Source organism: Shewanella sp. SR43-4 (genome assembly GCF_014163845.1).
Lineage (GTDB): Bacteria > Pseudomonadota > Gammaproteobacteria > Enterobacterales > Shewanellaceae > Shewanella > Shewanella vesiculosa.
This window is the reverse complement of sequence record NZ_JACJEB010000009.1, coordinates 120,780-140,815: the sequence shown is the minus strand read 5'-3', so window position 1 is coordinate 140,815 and position 20,036 is coordinate 120,780. Positions and strand designations below refer to the sequence as shown.

The window sequence follows — 20,036 nt, the reverse complement described above, 5'->3', positions numbered from 1 at the left end:
ATGGTTGCTAACACCATTAATGTAATAGTTAATGGTGTTTAGATTAGTATACAATAGCGACCTATTTTTATTTGTTTTTACTGAGTCTGTTATGTCATTTACGTCGCTAGGATTATCGCCACTATTATTAGATGCGGTGAGTCAATCTGGGTATCAAACTGCTACTCCTGTCCAACAAGCTGTGATCCCACTAGCGCTAGATGGCCGAGATGTGTTGGCCAGTGCCGAAACCGGTACCGGAAAAACAGCCGCTTTTGCTTTACCGTTACTCAGCCATTTAATGGCCCAAGATGATGCGGATTTACCATCATCACATCGTTTACGTGCATTAATCATGACACCGACCCGTGAGTTAGCGATTCAGATTGAACAAAATTTAGTTAAATACAGCCAATTTATTAATCTGATTAGCTTAGCTGTGTATGGCGGCGCGAGTATAAACCCTCAGCGCAAAGCATTAGAGCAAGGTGTCGACATATTGGTCGCTACCCCAGGGCGTTTGTTTGACATTATTGGTCAACATGAATTGGATTTATCTTTTGTCACTCATTTAGTGATTGATGAAGCAGACCGTATGCTCGATCTTGGCTTTGTGAAAGATATTGAAAAAGTGAAGCGCTTAATTGCCAGACAACATCAAACCATGATGTTTTCTGCTACTTTTTCTGAAGAAGTTAAAACCCTAGCAGCTAAAATGCTAAACAATCCTGAATATGTTCATGTTGAAACCCAAACCACAGCGGCTAATGTTGTCCAGCAGGTGTATCAAGTCGACACCCGTCGTAAAGCCGAGTTGTTATCTGAATTGATTGGCAAGCATAACTGGCAGCAAGTGATGGTGTTTACCAGCCGCAAAGAAACCGCCGATCATTTATATCGCGAGTTAAGCCTAGACGGTATTAAGTCATCGGTATTTCACGGTGATAAAAGTCAAGGCGCACGCAACCGCGCCCTAGAAGAGTTTAAAACTGGTCAATTACGCGTGTTAATCGCTACCGACTTGGCCGCTCGAGGGCTTGATATTCAAGCGTTACCAAGAGTGATTAACTTTGAATTGCCTGAAGAATGTGAAGATTATGTTCATCGTATAGGGCGCACTGGCCGTGCGGGATTAGGCGGTGAAGCGATTTCGCTGGTCAGCCCGCAAGAGCTTGAGTTACTTGCCGCAATTGAACTACTTATTGGACAGTCTTTACCGTTACAGGTGCCAGTCGGATATGAAGAAGGGGCGCCACTACCAGCTAGATACCGGGATGTGGCGATTGAGAAACCTAAAAAAGTACTTAAGTATAAACGGGGCAAGCCATCGCAAACTGATGCTAAGCCGACTCGTAAAGGTAAATATTCTAAAGCGAAAAAATGATCACTAAACCGATTAATACCAATATCATTACCGGTTTTCTGGGCGTGGGTAAAACCACACTCATTAGCCAGTTATTAGCGCATAAACCCAAAGATGAAGTGTGGGCTGTGCTGGTTAATGAGTTTGGCGAAATAGGCATAGATGGTGGATTGTTAAATGCCACAGTCGGTGATAATCACGCATCTGAATCATCAAAAAAACAGCCTGCTGTGGTGATAAAAGAAGTACCCGGTGGTTGTCTTTGTTGCGTGTCTGGCTTGCCAACACAAGTGGCGATAAATCAGCTTATCCAACAAACAAAACCGGATCGATTACTCATAGAACCCACAGGGTTAGGTCATCCAGCCGAAATTGCTAAGTTGTTAACATCTGAATATTATCAGCATGTTATTAAGCTACAAACCAGTATCTGCCTAGTGGATGCCCGCAAAGTTGGCGATCCACGCTATCAAAACCATGATACGTTTACACAGCAATTACAGCTGGCTGATGTGCTACTTGCTAACAAAGCACAGCTTTACACCGCAAACGATCATCTGCAACTGCAGCAATTCCTCAGCAAGTTATACTTACAACACACGCCACTTATCACAGTCGCTAATCACTTCACTGATATTGACTTGATCCAGCAGATTTTGGCGTACTTAAATGTCCCGACAAAGTATCGTTGTCCAACAACGGCACAACGCTTATTGGGCCGAAAATCGCTTGCAGATAATTGGTTTTCGAGCGAGCCACCACTGAGTGATATTGATGCCGCTGAGGTTTCTGCTAGTGGTTTTATTCACAAAACCAATCAAGGTGAGGGTTGCTACAGCAGTGGGTGGATATTCTCCGCGGTGCATTGTTTTCAGTTTGAGCGCTTTATGGCCTGGATTGACACGGTTAAAATAGATAATGTATTGAGGTTAAAAGCGATAGTGATCACTAGCGACGGAGTATTAGGGGTCAATATGGTTGATGGCTCGTTAGCGCTAAATGAGCTTGATGATACTCTAGACTCACGGGTAGAAATTATTAGTGATATACCACTTGAGCATCAAAAGTTGCAGCAACAGTTACTGGCGTGTTTATTGAACTAATTTTATTAAATTAGCGTTAATAGGACAACTTGATTGGGGGGAATAATTCGTTTCATGACGCCAATTAACCTTGAGTTCGGAAATTAGCGTTAAGTATGGTAACAAAAAATAAGGGCATTGATATCATATCAATGCCCTTATTATTTTCGCTATTTACTCTGATGGCCGGTTAATTTAACGGGTACATTCTTCTAGTAAATATGCTAAATGGCGGTATGAAATACCACTGTGTTGGGTTAAGCCTACCTCACACATTCTGTTGGCGTAGTAACCTTCTTTAGTTTCAGCAGGGATAAGCTTTTTAATGTTACGCAATGCGCTGGCATTAATTTCAGGCTTATAAAGCCCTTTCTCACCAGCATAACCACAACAAGTAATGTCTGCTGGTAACACGACGTGGTTAGCACACGCATCAGCAATTGCCTGTTGTTTAGGTTCTAATTTCATCTTACGGGCACTACAGCCTTGGTGTAAAGTGACATTAGATTTCTTGGTTATGGTCATCTTAGGTAGCATCTCGTCGTGCATAAACTCGACTAAATCGGTTATTTTGACCTTAGGATTACCGGTTAAGGTACGATAAGTACAAGACAAGGCATCAACAATAATAGGCACCTTGCCATTATCAGACTGTTTACTCAGTGCATCAATCAGTTCATCACGCTTAGCATCGGCGTTTTTAAAATCACCTTTTGATTCCCACATCTGACCGCAACATAAATGGCGGGTGTTTTCTGGGATGATCACATTGTAACCAGCCCGTTCGAGCAAAGTGATAACGACTTCAGGTAAGGTGAGGTTATCAGGATCTTTTGGTGTTGGACCAAAGGTTCTGCCACCGCATGCTGGGAAGTATAAAACTGTTTTCTGACCCGGTTTGTGAGCCGATGGTTTTGTAACTTTACCGCCTTTAGGGAAGTCAGGGTTCCAATATGGCACTTCTTTGGAAATAAAGCGTCCTGCTTTCATCAAGGAGTTAGTAATGCTATCGCCGGTTATTTTGTGCACAATGCCTAAAATATCGAAACCTGTACTGATCACTTGGTTTACTGCGCCAAAATGTTTGGCTTGGAAGTCGAGTACTTTTTGCTCTGTGGTAGTGATGTAGGGGGTACGCAGTTTACGTACTAACTGACCCATACTGTTATCAACTGGGCAGGCAATAGTACATAACTGACATGCTGCACACGTATCAACAACATCATATTTAGCACTGGCACGCATTTCGGCTGCGGCTTTTTTATCACCAGATTGCTCTAAACGTTCAATTTCACGTAGTACCGCAATTCGTTGTCGTGGAGAGAAGTTGAGTGCCGAAGTCGGACATGTTTTCTCGCAAAAACCACACTCAATACATTTGTCGACGAAATCATCAACAATAGGGCAAGGTTTGATGTTTTTAACATGTACCAAGCTATCATCGTTAAGGATAACTCCTGGATTTAACAGTTTACTTGGGTCGAATATTTGTTTGATTTGCTTCATTAACGTGTAAGCGTCAGTACCCCATTCCATTTCAACAAACGGGGCTACAGCGCGACCGGTACCATGTTCTGCTTTCATCGAACCGTCGTACTTATTGATCACCATGTCAGCGACATCTTTCATAAAGCCTTGGAAGCGATTGATGTCATCTTGTGAGGCAAATGTAGGCGTGATAATAAAATGGAAGTTACCGGCTAAGGCATGACCATAAATTACCCCTTCAGGGTAACCGTGCTTATGGAACAAGGCGGTTAAGTCTGACGCTGCACTGGCTAAATGCTGTAATTCGAATGCTACATCTTCAATAATGACGGATGTACCTTTTGGTCTTGCACCACCAATAATAGGGAATAAACCTGAGCGCATTGCCCAATACTGGCCAAATACCACTGGATCATTACTAAATTCTGTTGGGCGCTCGGTGTCAATATGGGCAATTTTTTGAATAACATCTTCAGTGTATTTCACTAATGTTTGTGGATCATTAGCGCGACACTCAATCAATAAAATAGCCGAACCTTCAGGTAAATCACTTAACCACTTCGGCATACCGGTTTTTCCGGTAACCGACTTAATTGATGCCCAGTCAAGCAATTCTGCTGCGGCAACACTATCGCCTTTAATAGGGGGAACCGCTCTGGCGGCATCTTCCATATTAAAAAATACTGCCATGGCAGAAGCCTTAAATTGCGCTTCTTCAACTGTGTGATAAGTCACTTCATTGACAAACGCGAGTGTACCTTCAGAGCCAACAATTAAATGATTAATTAAATCGAATGGGTCACTAAAATCCACCAGTGCGTTAATGCTGTAACCCGTGGTATTTTTAATTGAGAACTTCTTACGGATTCTGGCTGATAAGGTTGGATTATTCTGTGTTAGTTGTGCTAAATCGGTTAATGCTGCAAGTAACATTGAATGCGATTGACTAAATGCTGCTTTAGAATCTGGGCAACCCGTATCGAGTTCAGTTCCATCGGCGAACATTAACTTAGCAGACTTAATTGTTTGATAACTGTTTTGAGCCGTACCACAACACATGCCAGATGCGTTGTTTGCTACCATACCCGCAATTTGAGCCGAGGCTAATGTTGCTGGATCTGGGCCAATTTTTTTATTGAAGGGTTTTAATGCCATGTTGGCATCAGAACCAATGACTGCAGCACCTAGAGTGATCGATGTTTTATCTTCACTAATGTCTATGTTTCTAAAACCATCATGACCCAAAATAAGTAAAATGCCTTCACCAATAGCTTGGCCAGACAAACTGGTGCCCGCGGCGCGGAAGGTCACTGGGACATTATGTGCATTGGCAATATTGAGGGTTATTTTAACTTGTTCTGGAGTATCAGCATGTACCACAATTTCAGGCACAATCCGAAAATAACTGGCATCTGTAGACCAAGCAAAACGACGCACTGGATCGTTAGATACGGCCTGGCTTCCCAGTTGTGACGTTAACGTGTCCATCACTACTTGATAATTAATCGTCATAATATGCTCTCTTAATATTTGAATATACAGCAGGAATAGTGTGCCTGCTGTATTGTTATCGTTAGAATAGAAGCCACTTTACAGTGAATTAAAATCCACCCCAGAGAACGGCAATGGTACCTGCGACTAAGGCATATCCAATTGCGATAGGCATTGTTTTACGAATAATTTCAGATTCACGGCCAGCCATACCCACAACTGTAGCAGCAGCAACAACGTTCATGACACACATCATGTTACCCGCATTTGCCCCAATACCTTGAAGTGCGAGTGCGATGGCGTGATTCATACCAATGTTGTCGGCAACAGAATACTGTAGGCCTGAAAACATCATGTTTGAGAAGGTTGCAGAACCAGACAAAAAGGCACCAAAAATACCGACGATAGGCGAAACCCAAGCCCACACTGAGCCCATGCTATTCGCCAATAAGTCTGCTAAGGCCACAGGCATTGAAGCCAGACCAGCACCATTTTCACCTGAGTTAAGGAATATTTTCACCATAGGTACAGATGCACCGAGTGAAATAATAGTAGGCAACATCGATTTGCACGATACGGTAATTGATTGCTTCATCGTGGCAGGTTTCATTTTAAATAACATAAAACCGAATAAACAGACGACGACAAAGAAAATACCAGGCGCATACAAGGTTGCAAAACCAGCTTTAAGCTCAGTACCTAATAAACCCGTCCAACTGATATTAAAGCCGAGTAACCAGGTTTTAAATGGAACAACCACGCGAGATAAAACTAACAACGCGGCCATAATGATGTATGGAGACCAAGCGGCAATTTGTGAAAATTTAACCGGTGTTTGGTTTAGGGCTATTTCTTCATCTGATTTATGATCGTTTTCGCTGAAGTCACACCAAGGTTTTGCCGGCAGTAACCAGCCTTTTCTGGCGACAGGGATAACTAACGCCATGCCCACAAGAGCACCAATAACGGATGGGAATTCAGGGCCTGCAAAATAGTTAATTAACCATGCTGGTATCGTAAAGGCGAAACCTGCAAATATGGCGAATTTCCAAACTTGTAAGCCTTCTTTGATTGATTTGTTTCGACCAAAAAAGCCAGTTAACACACATACCATCACTAACGGAATTAATGTACCCGTAAATAAGTCAATGGTGATCATATGTTTAGCTATAAACTGTGCGTAACCTGCAAAAGTGCCGCCATGTTCAGCAATTTGCGTTGCTGCCATGTTAACGCCGCCTTCCGTTAGACCTTGTTCCATCCCAAATAGAACTGGTAAGCCAATTGCGCCAAATGATACCGATGTTGAATCCGCAATCAAGGCTACTACTGCTGCTGCAATAGGGGGAATACCGAGTAACACTAGCAGCGGTGCACCGATTGCTGCAGGTGTGCCAAAGCCAGCGGAACCTTCAATAAACGAACCAAACAACCAACAAATAATAATGACCTGAACACGTGCATCGGCACTAATGTTAGTAAAGCCTGAACGAATAGTGTCCATGGCGCCAGAATATTTAAGGGTATTTAATAAAAACACCGCGCCAAAAATAATGGTTAGCGGTGTTAGTGCAGCAAGAAGACCTTCAACAACCGAAGCGGCAAGAAGTTGTGTATCCATTTGCCATATAAACATTGCTACAAGGCCTGTAGCAACCATTGATATGGGCATTGCTTTGGACGCTGGTAAGCGCATAAGCACCAAAAATACCATTACGCTAATAATGGGGGTTAAGCTTGCTAGTATCTGTAATATTGTCATGCATACCTCGAATCACTATAAGTGGGTATTGAATTGTTATTATTTGTTAGTATTTGGCTAACTAGGGCGTAATAGACGTTATTTAAGTGTTAAGGATGTTGATCGAGATCATCTAATACACGAGAAAGTGTAATCGTCGACAGAACTGTGAGGCGAGTCAGTATGAGGTTATTAAGTGCGTGTTTGAGATCACGCTTTTTAAGGATGCAACAGGTCATATAGAGTAAACCAAACGAGTTTTCGATTGGCTTTACAATATAATTAATTAGTATTTGGTAATGTGAAGAAGCTCACTGGAAAGGGAGGTTGGCTGTGACTTAGATCAAACTGTTAGAAAAGTTTACTGCCCCAGCCTAATTTATTGCGCAATACATGAAAATAATTATGTCCTTTGGGATGAATAAGTCTTAGGCGTTCATTTGAACGGCGAATTAAGATTTCATCACCAGGTAATACCGCTAAATGGACGTGGCCATCACAACTGACCTCAAGGTTTTCACCGTTATCAGGTGACACGACTAATTTAATCGTGCTGCATGCATCGACGACTATGGGGCGGCAAGACAAGGTGTGCGGGAACATGGGCACTAAAATCAGGGCTTGTAGATTAGGGGTTAAAATTGACCCACCTGCTGATAATGAATATGCCGTAGAACCTGTTGGTGTCGAGACAATCATGCCATCTGCGCGTTGGCTATACATAAATTGGTCGTCAATATACACTTCAAACTGGATCATATGAGCAATTTTGCCCGGATGGAGCACAGCTTCGTTCACCGCGGTATTACTTGCGGTTATTTTTCCGTGGCGATGAACTTCAGCCTCGAGTAAAAAACGGTTTTCGGTTTCAAATTCGCCGCCAAGTACTTTGGATAAAGCTTCTTCGAAATTATCAGGAGGTAAATCGGTTAAAAAGCCTAAATTACCTCGGTTTACCCCAATAACCGCCACGTTGAAACGTGCTAATACCCTTGCAGCACCCAGCATATTACCATCACCGCCAACGACGATTGCTAGATCACAATGCTCACCCATTTCAAGTAGGTCCATTGAACAAACATCAGGCCCCAGCTCTGAAGATACTCGTCCTTCAACGATAACTTTAAAGCCCTGCATGCTCAACCAATGATGCAATCGGGTTAACGTGAGGTTAGTCCCTTGATGATGTGGTTTGCCGATGAGTCCGATAGTCTGGAACAATTTAGTCATATTCGCGTTTGTTATGCCTTTAGGCCTTGAAACATAAGAATTGATCCCCATAATATACTCAAACTTATTAGAAGTGTGAGATTTGCTGTTAATTTTCAGCAAATGGCCACTTTATTTATTGTCGTAGAATACGAAATAACGCATTTATGAGCTGGAGCGAACATGAGCAACGAATCGAACAATACATCGCAAGATCAAGTAGAAGATCAAATTACTTCTGAAGTCGCGGCTGATGAAGTTAGTTTGATGGATGAATTAACCCAAGCAAATTTTCGTATTGAAGAATTAGAGCAACTACTGGCTGAATCTGAAGCTGCGTTAGCTGAGCGTAAAGATGTTGAAATGCGCGCAGCAGCAGAAACACAGAACATCCGTACTCGCGCGGCAAAAGATGTCGAGCAAGCGCGTAAGTTTGCCTTAGAGAAGTTTGCTAACGAACTGTTACCTGTCATCGATAATATGGAACGTGCCTTACAGGGAACCAATCCTGAAGATGAAGCGACCAAGGCGATTTATGAAGGTGTTGACCTGACAATGAAAGGCTTTTTAACGTCAGTGGCTAAGTTTGGCGTAACCCAAGTTAATCCTCAGGGTCAAGCATTTAACCCAGAACATCATCAAGCTATCGGTATGCAGCCTAGTGCTGAGTTTCCAGCTAACACTGTGATGATGGTCATGCAGAAAGGGTATTTACTGAACGACCGTTTATTGCGACCTGCTATGGTAATGGTATCTCAAGGCGGTGCAAGTGTGGATGTTGAAGCTTAACGTTTAAGCCGATACCAGGTCGAAAGACTGAATCAATAGACACAAAAAAGGACTGAATTTTCAGTCCTTTTTTATTAGCATCATCAGCGAGTCATGCTCATAGCACACTTAACCGCCGTTAAACCTTAGGCCATAAAGGCTTGGATTTGGGCTAAAATACCTGCTGCATCGAGTTGCAGATCTGCGATTATCTCATCTGGCGCACCGTGCTCAATAAACTCATCAGGTAAGCCAATTTGTAACACGGGTTTCACAATCCGCATTTTATGTAATGCTTCAATCACTCCTGAGCCTGCACCACCCATAATCGCATTTTCTTCTACCGTCACAATAACATCATGGCTGTTAGCGAGTTGTTCAAGCAAGCTTAGATCCAGTGGTTTAACAAAGCGCATATCAGCAACCGTGGCATCCAGCTTTTCTGCCGCATCAGTCGCTGCTTCAAGTGTGGTACCAAAGTTAACAATCGCAATTTTTTGACCTTGGCGGGTTAATACCCCTTTACCGATAGGCAATGCCATCATACTTTCTACTTGTTCAGCGCCTGTGGCAAAACCGCGTGGATATCGCACCGCCGTAGGACCATCTTGGTAACAATACCCGGTATAAAGCATTTGGCGACATTCATTTTCATCTGATGGCGCCATAATGATCATATTCGGAATACAGCGCATAAAGCTTAAATCGAATGCTCCTTGATGGGTAGGGCCATCGGCTCCCACAATACCGCCGCGATCAATAGCAAATAATACCGGTAAACGTTGCAAAGCTACGTCGTGAATAAGTTGATCATATCCGCGCTGCAGGAAGGTCGAATATATGGCGACCACAGGCTTTAGTCCTGCACAGGCAAATCCTGCGGATAAGGTGACCGCATGTTGCTCGGCAATCGCAGCATCAAAATATTGGCTTGGGAAGCGTTGTGAAAACTCAACCATGCCAGAACCTTCGCGCATAGCAGGAGTGATAGCCACTAACTTCTCGTCTGTGGCAGCCATGTCGCATAACCATTTACCAAACACTTGTGAAAACGTAGGTAAACCAGGTTTAGTGGTCGGTTTCTTAAACAGGCTTGGATCAAATTTAGGCACTGCGTGCCAGCCGATAGGATCTTTTTCAGCAGGTTCATAACCACGACCTTTTTTAGTCATGATATGCAGTATCTGTGGACCTTTGAGGTTACGCATATTACGCATGGTTTCAACGAGCGAATCGACATCGTGACCATCTATAGGGCCAATATAATTAAACCCTAGTTCTTCAAATAGCGTTGCAGGCACAACCATGCCTTTAAGGTGTTCTTCAGTACGCTTAGCCATTTCTTTAATGACTGGCATCCCTTTAAGGACCTTTTTACTGTTCTCTCTAATGGTGGTATAAAAGCGTCCTGACATCAGTTGTGCTAAGTGGTTATTCAGTGCACCAACGTTTTCAGAAATCGACATTTCGTTGTCATTAAGTACCACCAGCATGTCATTGTGCAAGTCGCCCGCATGATTAAGTGCTTCAAACACCATACCACCTGTCATGGCGCCATCACCAATGACGGCAACCACTTTACGACCCACAGCTTCTTTTTCAGCAGCGATCGCCATACCTAATGCTGCACTCACAGAAGTGCCTGAGTGGCCTACGCTAAAGGTATCGTATGGGCTTTCTTCACGCCATGGGAAAGGATGTAAGCCATTTTTTTGGCGAATGGTGTGCATCTGTTCGCGACGATCAGTGAGTATTTTGTGTGGATAAGCTTGATGGCCTACGTCCCAAATTAATCGATCGAATGGGGTATTGTAGACGTAATGAAGTGCCACAGTTAATTCAACTGTGCCTAAGCCAGAAGCGAAATGTCCGCTAGAAATACCAACAGACTGAAGTAAGAACTGTCTGAGTTCATCAGACACTTGTGGAAGTAAACCTTGAGGTAACTTCCTCAATTCTTCTGGTGTATTAGCTTTTGCTAGTACTGGGAATTTAGAAATATCGAAGCTCATAGCGAGATTGTCTGACTCTTTATTATAATCTTCGCTCAATAATGTAGTGGGCGAAGTCTGCAATTAACTGGCTATTGTATGGTAATTTAGTCAGCGCTGATAGTGCATCTTGTATTAGTTGTTCTGCACAGGCTTTGGCACCATCGAGACCAAGTAGTTTCGGAAAAGTGCTTTTATTCGATTGCTGATCGCTGCCTTGGGGTTTTCCTAGCTCTTCAGTGCTTGCGGTGATATCTAAAATATCATCCTGAACTTGAAAAGCTAATCCAAGCGTGTGAGCGTATTTCATCATGAGTTGATAGTGCTCATCGGGTATATCTGCAGCAATCAACGCGAGCTCTACGGCACAAGTAATCAACGCACCGGTTTTTTTATTATGTAATTCGGTTAATCTTTCTATATTGATACTGTGATCGGTAGCACTAAGATCAATTGCTTGTCCACCACACATGCCCTGGTACCCAGAGGCTTTGGCAAGTGCTCTCACCATGGCGATTTGCTGCTTTGGGTGTAAGTCATTGCTCGGAGCGGTGATAATTTCAAACGCTAATGTTTGAAGTGCGTCTCCAGCAAGAATTGCAGTGGCTTCATTAAAGGCAACATGTACCGTGGGTTGACCACGACGAAGTGCGTCGTTGTCCATAGCCGGTAAGTCATCATGTATTAAAGAATATGCATGAATACATTCAATGGCTGCGGCAGCTTTATCCAGCGCATTGATATTGACACCCAGCATATCACCGACACTGTAGACCAAAAATGGTCTAATGCGTTTACCGCCTAATAATGCCCCATGCAGCATGGCTGCTTTTAAATCTGGGGCGGCATCATCAAGCAAAGTTAAATGCTCGTTAAGAGTAACATTAACGCGCTTTTGGTATGTTGTTATCGCTTCAGCTAACACGTATCAAGACCTATTATTTAATACACACTCTGTGACGATTATTCACTTTCAACAGTGAATGGCACAAATTCAGCATCATCTTCATTTAGTAATATAGAGACTTTTTGCTGTGCTTGTTCAAGTTTTGCTTGGCTTTGTCTGACTAACTTAATACCACGCTCAAATTGTTTAAGCGCGTCATCCAGAGACACTTCGCCTTGCTCTAAATGAGCAACAATGGTTTCAAGTTCAGTTAATGATTGTTCAAAACTGAGGTTTTCTGGTTTTTTTGCCACAATTAATATTCCTTTCATTACGCGAGTGACAAGGTATATCAGCCCAGCGTATCGGTCAAATACAGTCGCTGGATATTTGCTCAACAGCACGCTTTGTTATTGAATTTTGTTTAGAATGTGCAAAAACAAGCTAAACTTGAGCCGAGTTTGTCCGATAACAAGTCATAATTTAAAATTGATAGCATAAAATAGTATTGAAACTGTTGCTGTAATACATAACGATGGGCAATATAGTTAAGCAACAATATGCCCCGTTGTTCAGGTTATACAGTATGTGCTCACAGCACGATAAAGCGGCACAAATAGGCAGCGCAATGACTGCGATTGAGGAGAGGTTGTGGATTTAGCTACCCTAATAGGTATTATTGGTGCTTTTGCATTTATTATTGGTGCGATGGTGACTAGTGGTGGTATCGGATTATTTATCGATGTACCGTCAATTTTGATTGTTGTTGCTGGCTCATTATTTGTTGTGATGATGAAATTTAACCTAAAACAATTTTTAGGTTCGATAAAGATTGGCATGAAAGCCTTCATGTTCAAATTAGACAAACCTGAAGATTTAATCGAACAAGCTGTCACCATGGCTGATGCAGCCCGTAAAGGGGGCTTCTTAGCATTAGAAGAGGCGGTTATAACTAACAGCTTTATGCAGAAAGCTGTCGATATGTTGGTTGATGGCCATGATGGCGATGTCGTGCGTAATGCGCTAGAAAAAGACATTACCTTGACAGAAGAGCGGCATAAAACCGGTATTGGCATTTTTAAAGCTATGGGTGATGTAGCCCCTGCAATGGGAATGATTGGTACACTTGTCGGCTTGGTGGCGATGTTATCTAACATGGATGATCCTAAATCCATTGGGCCATCAATGGCGGTCGCTTTGCTAACGACACTTTATGGCGCAGTGATCGCCAACATGATCGCTATCCCAATGGCGGATAAATTATCATTACGTATGAACGAAGAATTGCTTAATCGTAATCTTATTATGGATGCGGTATTAGCTATTCAAGATGGACAAAATCCACGGGTGATCGAAGGCTTCCTGAAGAATTATTTGGCTGAAAAATTAAGAAAAATTGATACAACGGACGGAGAGTAACTCATGGCTAAGGCCAAGTGTGATTGTCCACCAGCAGGCGCCCCCATGTGGCTTGCCACCTTTGCAGACTTAATGTCATTGCTTATGTGCTTCTTCGTGTTGTTATTAGCGTTCTCTGAAATGGACGTGATGAAATTTAAGCAAATTGCCGGTTCAATGAAGTATGCATTTGGGGTGCAAAACAAAGTTGAAGTAAAAGATATCCCCAAAGGCACCTCTGTTATTGCATTGGAATTTCGCCCTGGTCGACCCGATCCCACGCCTATTGAGATCATTAATCAACAGACTAATGAAATGACTCAACCAACCATAGAATATCAGGCTGGTGAAGATGACAATGCTGGTGGAACCCAAAAACAAAGCGGTGAACAGCGTGGCGGTAATGCCGCAGCAACAGCGCAGCAAGAAGCTGAAGCGGTTAAAAAAGATGCTGCATCTTCACAAGAAAATATTAACGAGCAAGTTAAGAAAATGGCTGAAAAGCTTAATGAAGAAATCGTCGATGGTGCGATTGAAATTGAGTCTTTAGGTCAGCAAATTATTATCCGTATTCGTGAAAAAGGCTCGTTTGCATCTGGTTCTGGCTTTTTACAACCTAAGTTCAAACCCATAGTGCGATCGATTGGTGAATTATTAAAAGATGTTCCCGGGGTGATTACGGTATCCGGTCACACTGACGGGGCCGACATTAGTAATGAGCTGTACAGTTCAAACTGGGAGCTATCAAGTCAACGTGCTGTTTCCGTAGCTCATGAGTTAAGAAAAGTCCCCGGCTTTGATGAGACACGAATGAAAGTGGTTGGAGAGGCATCTAATCGGCCATTAGTGGCTAATGATTCTAATGAGAATAGAGCAAGAAATCGTCGCGTTGAAATTTCTATCGAGCAAGGTAAGCCTAAAGAGTCGAATGAAATTGTAGTCTCGCAATAGTAACAACTCATCAGTTTACATCATTATTAGCGCAGTCTATGAAGGTTAAATAGATTGCGCTTTTTTGTGTCAAAAATGTGCTTTAACAGCCGTTTCATTTACAAAAAACAGATAAAAAAGTGAATATGTTTGGTTAATAGACATCATTTGGTATAATTGGCAGATTATTGCATAAGTTATGCTATTTACTGGATTATCTACACATCTAGCAAATAGATCTGTGTTGTTTTTTAATTTATTATCAAGGCATTACTGTCCTTTTTACTTAGCAAAACCGAGTGTGGTGCTATTTGATGGTGATACCTGTGGAACCCTGATGAAGTTTATTGTAAAGCTGTACCCTGAAATCATGATGAAGAGCAAGTCTGTAAGAGTGCGCTTTACTAAGATGCTCGAAACCAATATCCGTAATGTACTAAAAAACGTCGATGAAGGTGCCAAAGTTCTGCGTCAATACGATCGTATTGTAGTCAAGGTACCAATTGATAAACCGGAATTGTGTGATGCATTTGCAGACCGATTATCTTGCATTCCAGGTATTGCTCATATCGTACAGGTCAGTGAATACAGCTTTGATTCTATTGATCATATTTACCAGCAAACATTACCAATATACCGTGACGAAATTGCCGGTAAAACATTTTGTGTTCGCGTAAAACGTTCTGGTAAGCATGATTTTAATTCAATTGATGTTGAGCGATATGTGGGTGGCGGATTAAATCAGCATACGGATGCACTAGGGGTAAAACTTAAAAATCCAGATGTGACGGTTAATCTTGAAATCGATCAAGATAAGCTTTACATGGTCGAGCGCCGTATAGAAGGTTTGGGTGGTTTCCCAATGGCAACCCAAGAAGATGTGTTGTCGCTTATTTCGGGTGGTTTCGATTCTGGTGTATCAAGTTTTCAGTTTATTAAGAAAGGTGCGCGTACCCATTATTGTTTCTTTAATCTAGGTGGCGCTCAGCACGAGATAGGTGTTAAGCAGGTGGCTTATCATTTATGGAAAAAATATGGTGAGTCGCATAAAGTACGTTTTATCTCTGTGCCATTTGAGCCTGTTGTTGAAGAGATTCTTGAGCGCATTGATAATGGTCAAATGGGCGTAGTACTTAAGCGTGTAATGATGCGAGCAGCTACTCGAATCGCTGACAAATTTGGTATTCAAGCCTTAGTTACCGGAGAAAGCTTAGGACAAGTTTCTAGCCAAACACTGACTAACTTAAATGTGATTGATCGGAGTACTGAGTTACTGATTTTACGCCCGCTGATCACAATGGATAAACAAGATATTATTAATCAGAGCCGTATTATTGGCACTGAAGATTTTGCGAAGTCGATTCCTGAGTATTGTGGGGTTATTTCACAAAAGCCTACGGTTAAAGCGATATTGTCTAAGGTTGAAGCCGAAGAGATGAAATTCTCCGAAGACTTAATCGAACGGGTGGTTGCATCTGCTGTCGTGATGGATATTCGTGATATAGAGGCTGAAATGAATCAACAAGTTACCGAGACCGAAACGGTTAACAATGTGGCATCAGGTGAGATCATCATTGATGTTCGCGCTCCAGAAGAAGAAGAGCGAAGCCCATTATTGATCGATAATGTGATGATTAAAGCGATTCCATTCTTTAAATTAGCGACACAATTTGCTGACTTAGATAAGTCTAAAACGTATTTATTGTATTGTGACCGTGGGGTTATGAGTAAATTGCAGGCTTTATATCTTGTTGAGCAAGGCTATACGAACGTTAAAGTGTATCGCCCTTAACCACAGGAGCGGTTTGCGCGTGTGTTGGCCGCTTTTATCTGCATGAGTATTTAGGTCATAGCAAGTTGAATCTGCATACTTTTTAAGTTTGCATGAAACAGACGTAAAAAAACCGCATTGAATGCGGTTTTTTTTATTGTTTGGATAACAGGCTAAATCACAATCGTATTAGTTTGCTTGGACCACTTGTGAAGTTTTTTGTTGTTGTTCATTGTCAGCAACAAGAATGCTGTTAACATCGTTATTAATATCGATTTGCATGGCTTCAATACTTTGCGATAGTTCAGCATGTAAATCGGCCATATCGATAGGTTCTAGTTCAGTTGCTTGGGCTGTTGATAATCCGATGATGGATGTCAGCGCAACTGCAAACAGAGTATTTAGGTTGAACATAGGGGTGAGCCTCCAGGCTAATGAATCACATTTGGCGGACCATCCCAGTTACGTCGTAGAGAGTGTCCAACGGTATTTTTGATGCTGCTAATTTAACCAAACACAGTGTTCTTTACAAACGACAAAAAATAACCATAATCATTAGAAAAACTAATTATAAACCGAGAGATTGATCACTATGTCTAGACGATTACCTCCTTTGAATGCAGTTAAAGCATTTGAAGCTGCAGCAAGACATTTGAGCTTTACCCGCGCTGCAGAAGAGTTGTTTGTCACTCAAGCTGCTGTGAGTCATCAAATTAAGGCGTTAGAAGATTTTTTAGGGCTAAAGCTGTTTAGACGAAAAAATAGATCATTATTGTTAACAGAAGAGGGCCAAAGCTATTTTCTGGACATTAAAGATATTTTTATTGAGCTAGGAGAAGCGACTAATCGCTTGCTTGCTCGTAGTGCCGTCGGTTCGTTAACTGTGAGTATGTCACCGAGTTTTGCGATCCAATGGTTAGTGCCGCGTTTAGCTAAATTTAGTGAAAAAAATCCTGATATTGATGTGCGTATTAAAGCGGTAGACAGTGATGCAAGTTCGTTAACTGATGACGTAGATGTCGCTATTTATTATGGTCAAGGAAATTGGCCGGGTTTACGTGCAGACAAATTGCGTAATGAAGTGCTTATTCCGGTATGTTCGCCACTCTTACTCAATGGTCCTAAGCCACTAACGCTACCGAGCGATTTGAAGTTTCATACCCTACTGCACGACTCTAACCGTCAGGATTGGCAGGCATGGTTTAGGCAATGTGGCGTGACAGATATTAATGTCAATCAAGGGCCGATATTTAGCCATTCTTCATTGGTATTGCAAGCTGCAGCGCATGGCCAGGGAGTTGCTTTAGGTTATAGCGTACTTGCTCGGCCAGACATTAAAGCGGGGCGCTTAGTGTGTCCGTTTTCTGAAGTATTGGTTAGCAAAGATGCCTATTACTTAGTCTGCCAACAAAACCATTCTGAAATAGGCAAAATTTCAGCCTTTAGAGAGTGGATGGTGGACATGTTTGCAGAGGAGTCTCGAAGTGAGCTGCTTACCGGATAACACCAGGGGGTTGGCCCACGACTCCCTATTACAAGGCCCTAAAAGTGATACTCTGATTGTTTTTGCTCATGGTGCGGGTGCCAATATGCATCATGAGTATATGGCGACGATGACGGATAAGTTAATCGCGCAAGGCTATCAAGTGTATCGATTTAATTTTTTGTATATGCAAGCCAATATGCAAGATGGAAAACGACGTCCGCCTGATAGAGCGCCTAAACTCCTCGCGCACTATGAACAAGTGCTACAGGATATTAAGCAAAAAATCGCCCTTGGTCAGATCAACTGTCAGCGAATCATCCTGGTGGGTAAGTCTATGGGCGGGCGGATGTCAGCGACATTGACCAGTACCGATTATCAACGACAACAGCCCGGACTTGATGATGTCATGAGTAAAGTGGCAGCCATAGTCTGTTTAGGTTACCCGTTTATTCCCCTCAAAGGTGGCGAACCGCGTCTTGATCCTATTGTGCATAATGCTCTACCGATGTTAATTGTGCAGGGTGAGCGAGATAAGTTTGGCGATGTTCAGCAAGTGCCTACATGGACGTTAGGCGAGCATACTCAAGTGTGTTGGATTGGTGATGGTGATCATAGTTTGCAACCGCGAAAATCGTCAGGTTTTACCCTCGAGGGCAATCTTAATCATGCTATTGAGTACATTCGGCAGTTTATTTCGCAATTAGGCTAAGGCTTAAGTGCTATATGCTGTGTCTATTATGCTGATATCGGTATCAACGCCAGTAGCAACTTAATTACAGCTCTGATACTCATGGTGATGGCTTAAGTCTCGAAAATGAGCTTGCTTCGGTAGTATGATGGATGATTAGTTTATGTTGTATGAGGTTAAGTAAGATGAATAAAGGTCTATTACTCTTTGCCACTTTTAGTGGTTTTCTGGCCGTAGCACTGGGGGCTTTTGCTGCTCACGGACTTAAAACTATCGCCCCACCAGAGCTGGTGAACATTTTTAAACTCGGGGTCGACTATCAGTTTTATCATACCTTCGGATTGATTGCATTGGCTTTTTCTGCCCATTGGATCCCATCTAAGTTGATCAATTGGGCTGCTTATAGTTTTATTGCTGGGATAATATTTTTTTCAGGTTCGTTATACCTTTATGCTTTTACGGGCGCTAAATGGATTGGTCCAATTACGCCAATCGGAGGATTATGCTTCTTAGTCGGTTGGTTGTTATTTGCCGCGGCAATTTGGCATACAAAATCGCCTGAATAATGGCTTGGGTAAATTCTCCCACCTCGAGTATTTTTGGGTATAATGGCGGGATTATTATCTCGCGGTTATGCGAATATCCTTACGCTAAGGCTCCAAATGAAAAACCTATTCCTATTTTGTCGCTCAGGCTATGAAAAAGATTGTGCGGCAGAAATTCAACAACGTGCTGCAGAGTTAAACGTCGGTGGCTTTGTAAAAACAAATCTCAACGATGCTTATGTTATCTATCAATGTTTTGATGATAATGGTGCCGATACGTTAGCCAAGGATTTAGCGCTTAGTTCATTAGTGTTTGCGCGACAAATGTTTGCTGCCGGTGAGTTGTTGACTGATTTACCTGAACAAGATCGCGTTGGGCCGATTGTGGCTTCACTTGCCCAATTGTCAAAGTGTGGCGAGCTGCGTGTTGAAACACCTGATACAAATGAAGCTAAAGAATTATCGGCATTTTGTCGTAAATTGACCGTACCGCTTCGCCAAGGGCTAAAAAAGAGTGGCGCATTGCTCAATGCTGAAAATGACCGTCGTCCAATTATTCATGTGTGTTTCATTGGACCTGGTAAAGCGTATGCGGGTTATTCCTTAAGCCATAATAGTTCACCACATTTTATGGGGATCCCGCGCTTAAGAATGGCTACGGATGCGCCGAGTCGCTCAAGCCTTAAGTTAGATGAAGCCTTCGGTGCTTTTTTAACTAAAGAAGAACAAGAAACTCGCTGTCGCAGTGGCCTAAATGCAGTTGACTTAGGGGCTTGCCCTGGTGGTTGGACCTACCAATTAGTTCGCCGTGGCATGATGGTTGCTGCCATTGACAATGGTCCTATGGATCCAAAATTGATGGAAACCGGCCAAGTGAAGCATTACCGTGCCGATGGCTTTCGTTTTGAGCCTCCACGTAAAAATATTTATTGGTTAGTGTGTGACATGGTTGAAAAGCCTGCTCGTGTTGCTGAGTTAATGGAAGCATGGGCAATTAATGGCTGGTTTAAAGAAGCTATTTTTAATCTTAAATTACCAATGAAGAGCCGCTATAAAGAAGTGAGCACTATCTTAGAAACCATGGCCACCATTTTAACTGAAAATGAAATCGATTTTAAAATGCAGTGTAAACACCTTTACCATGATCGTGATGAAGTGACGGTACATTTATGGATTTTCCCAGAAAAGGGTGTGAGCTACGCATAAGCATGCAATAGTAT

The 20,036-nt window shown here is 42.4% G+C and carries 17 protein-coding genes; 10 read left to right on the top strand and 7 right to left on the bottom strand.

Going from position 1 to position 20,036, the window contains the following annotated elements; genetic code table 11:
* The first annotated feature begins 91 nt into the window (after window positions 1-91).
* Together H5123_RS12240 and H5123_RS12235 are read left to right on the top strand one after the other, a co-directional pair.
* Window positions 92-1,363 carry a DEAD/DEAH box helicase gene (locus H5123_RS12240; RefSeq protein ID WP_182698122.1) on the top strand — a complete coding sequence of 424 codons (1,272 nt, stop codon included), beginning with the start codon at window positions 92-94 and terminating at the stop codon, window positions 1,361-1,363.
* Entirely contained in the window at window positions 1,360-2,445 is a 1,086-nt protein-coding gene (locus H5123_RS12235) for a GTP-binding protein (protein ID WP_182698121.1), read from the top strand. Before H5123_RS12240 ends, H5123_RS12235 begins: the two co-directional genes overlap by 4 nt.
* A 174-nt stretch (window positions 2,446-2,619) precedes the next feature.
* On the opposite strand, the gene H5123_RS12230 is transcribed toward H5123_RS12235, so the two are convergent.
* The 3 genes from H5123_RS12230 to nadK all read right to left on the bottom strand — a co-directional run bounded on the left by H5123_RS12230 (window position 2,620) and on the right by nadK (window position 8,374).
* Window positions 2,620-5,424 (bottom strand): FAD-binding and (Fe-S)-binding domain-containing protein, encoded by a 2,805-nt coding sequence (locus H5123_RS12230; protein WP_182698120.1) that lies wholly within the window; start codon window positions 5,422-5,424, stop codon window positions 2,620-2,622.
* Between the two features lie 88 nt (window positions 5,425-5,512).
* A complete protein-coding gene (locus tag H5123_RS12225; RefSeq protein ID WP_124017948.1) occupies window positions 5,513-7,165 on the bottom strand; it encodes an L-lactate permease in 1,653 nt (550 codons plus the stop codon).
* A 330-nt stretch (window positions 7,166-7,495) separates the two neighbouring features.
* Window positions 7,496-8,374 carry an NAD(+) kinase gene (nadK, locus tag H5123_RS12220; RefSeq protein ID WP_124017949.1) on the bottom strand — a complete coding sequence of 293 codons (879 nt, stop codon included), beginning with the start codon at window positions 8,372-8,374 and terminating at the stop codon, window positions 7,496-7,498.
* 162 nt (window positions 8,375-8,536) lie between these two features.
* On the opposite strand from nadK, the gene grpE reads away from it, so the two are divergent.
* Window positions 8,537-9,142 carry a nucleotide exchange factor GrpE gene (gene grpE / locus H5123_RS12215; RefSeq protein ID WP_124017950.1) on the top strand — a complete coding sequence of 202 codons (606 nt, stop codon included), beginning with the start codon at window positions 8,537-8,539 and terminating at the stop codon, window positions 9,140-9,142.
* A gap of 125 nt (window positions 9,143-9,267) precedes the next feature.
* On the opposite strand, the gene dxs is transcribed toward grpE, so the two are convergent.
* The 3 genes from dxs to xseB are packed head-to-tail and all read right to left on the bottom strand — an operon-like array spanning window position 9,268 to window position 12,312.
* A complete protein-coding gene (gene dxs, locus H5123_RS12210; protein WP_124018012.1) occupies window positions 9,268-11,133 on the bottom strand; it encodes a 1-deoxy-D-xylulose-5-phosphate synthase in 1,866 nt (621 codons plus the stop codon).
* A gap of 22 nt (window positions 11,134-11,155) precedes the next feature.
* On the bottom strand, window positions 11,156-12,037 hold the full coding sequence (gene ispA / locus H5123_RS12205) for a (2E,6E)-farnesyl diphosphate synthase (protein ID WP_182698119.1): 882 nt from the start codon (window positions 12,035-12,037) through the stop codon (window positions 11,156-11,158).
* Between the two features lie 38 nt (window positions 12,038-12,075).
* Window positions 12,076-12,312, bottom strand: coding sequence for an exodeoxyribonuclease VII small subunit (gene xseB / locus H5123_RS12200; protein ID WP_124017952.1), 237 nt, complete (start codon window positions 12,310-12,312; stop codon window positions 12,076-12,078).
* Between the two features lie 337 nt (window positions 12,313-12,649).
* Between xseB and pomA the strand changes: the two genes are divergently transcribed.
* From pomA to thiI, 3 genes are all read left to right on the top strand, one after another.
* Window positions 12,650-13,417: a flagellar motor protein PomA gene (gene pomA / locus H5123_RS12195; RefSeq protein WP_124017953.1), complete on the top strand. Its 768-nt coding sequence runs from the start codon at window positions 12,650-12,652 to the stop codon at window positions 13,415-13,417.
* A gap of 3 nt (window positions 13,418-13,420) precedes the next feature.
* On the top strand, window positions 13,421-14,347 hold the full coding sequence (locus H5123_RS12190) for a flagellar motor protein MotB (protein WP_124017954.1): 927 nt from the start codon (window positions 13,421-13,423) through the stop codon (window positions 14,345-14,347).
* A gap of 316 nt (window positions 14,348-14,663) precedes the next feature.
* Window positions 14,664-16,118, top strand: a complete 1,455-nt coding sequence (thiI, locus tag H5123_RS12185) for a tRNA uracil 4-sulfurtransferase ThiI (RefSeq protein ID WP_124017955.1) — start codon at window positions 14,664-14,666, stop codon at window positions 16,116-16,118.
* A 168-nt stretch (window positions 16,119-16,286) separates the two neighbouring features.
* On the opposite strand, the gene H5123_RS12180 is transcribed toward thiI, so the two are convergent.
* Entirely contained in the window at window positions 16,287-16,511 is a 225-nt protein-coding gene (locus H5123_RS12180) for a hypothetical protein (protein WP_124017956.1), read from the bottom strand.
* 178 nt (window positions 16,512-16,689) lie between these two features.
* On the opposite strand from H5123_RS12180, the gene H5123_RS12175 reads away from it, so the two are divergent.
* The 4 genes from H5123_RS12175 to rlmM all read left to right on the top strand — a co-directional run bounded on the left by H5123_RS12175 (window position 16,690) and on the right by rlmM (window position 20,022).
* Complete coding sequence (locus H5123_RS12175; protein ID WP_124017957.1) at window positions 16,690-17,601, top strand: transcriptional regulator GcvA; 912 nt, start codon at window positions 16,690-16,692, stop codon at window positions 17,599-17,601.
* Window positions 17,582-18,292, top strand: a complete 711-nt coding sequence (locus H5123_RS12170; protein ID WP_182698118.1) for an alpha/beta fold hydrolase — start codon at window positions 17,582-17,584, stop codon at window positions 18,290-18,292. The genes H5123_RS12175 and H5123_RS12170 overlap by 20 nt, the downstream gene beginning before the upstream one ends.
* A gap of 164 nt (window positions 18,293-18,456) precedes the next feature.
* Complete coding sequence (locus H5123_RS12165; RefSeq protein WP_124017959.1) at window positions 18,457-18,837, top strand: DUF423 domain-containing protein; 381 nt, start codon at window positions 18,457-18,459, stop codon at window positions 18,835-18,837.
* 96 nt (window positions 18,838-18,933) lie between these two features.
* Window positions 18,934-20,022, top strand: coding sequence for a 23S rRNA (cytidine(2498)-2'-O)-methyltransferase RlmM (rlmM, locus tag H5123_RS12160; protein ID WP_124017960.1), 1,089 nt, complete (start codon window positions 18,934-18,936; stop codon window positions 20,020-20,022).
* Window positions 20,023-20,036 lie beyond the last annotated feature (14 nt).

Bases quoted from the DNA above. Each gene is read 5' to 3' on its own strand.
- H5123_RS12225 (WP_124017948.1), bottom strand. From the start codon at position 7,165: ATGACAATATTACAGATACTAGCAAGCTTAACCCCCATTATTAGCGTA.
- nadK (WP_124017949.1), bottom strand. From the start codon at position 8,374: ATGACTAAATTGTTCCAGACTATCGGACTCATCGGCAAACCACATCAT.
- H5123_RS12165 (WP_124017959.1), top strand. From the start codon at position 18,457: ATGAATAAAGGTCTATTACTCTTTGCCACTTTTAGTGGTTTTCTGGCC.
- rlmM (WP_124017960.1), top strand. From the start codon at position 18,934: ATGAAAAACCTATTCCTATTTTGTCGCTCAGGCTATGAAAAAGATTGT.
- H5123_RS12235 (WP_182698121.1), top strand. From the start codon at position 1,360: ATGATCACTAAACCGATTAATACCAATATCATTACCGGTTTTCTGGGC.
- H5123_RS12240 (WP_182698122.1), top strand. From the start codon at position 92: ATGTCATTTACGTCGCTAGGATTATCGCCACTATTATTAGATGCGGTG.
- thiI (WP_124017955.1), top strand. From the start codon at position 14,664: ATGAAGTTTATTGTAAAGCTGTACCCTGAAATCATGATGAAGAGCAAG.
- H5123_RS12175 (WP_124017957.1), top strand. From the start codon at position 16,690: ATGTCTAGACGATTACCTCCTTTGAATGCAGTTAAAGCATTTGAAGCT.
- dxs (WP_124018012.1), bottom strand. From the start codon at position 11,133: ATGAGCTTCGATATTTCTAAATTCCCAGTACTAGCAAAAGCTAATACA.
- H5123_RS12180 (WP_124017956.1), bottom strand. From the start codon at position 16,511: ATGTTCAACCTAAATACTCTGTTTGCAGTTGCGCTGACATCCATCATC.
- grpE (WP_124017950.1), top strand. From the start codon at position 8,537: ATGAGCAACGAATCGAACAATACATCGCAAGATCAAGTAGAAGATCAA.
- H5123_RS12230 (WP_182698120.1), bottom strand. From the start codon at position 5,424: ATGACGATTAATTATCAAGTAGTGATGGACACGTTAACGTCACAACTG.
- H5123_RS12190 (WP_124017954.1), top strand. From the start codon at position 13,421: ATGGCTAAGGCCAAGTGTGATTGTCCACCAGCAGGCGCCCCCATGTGG.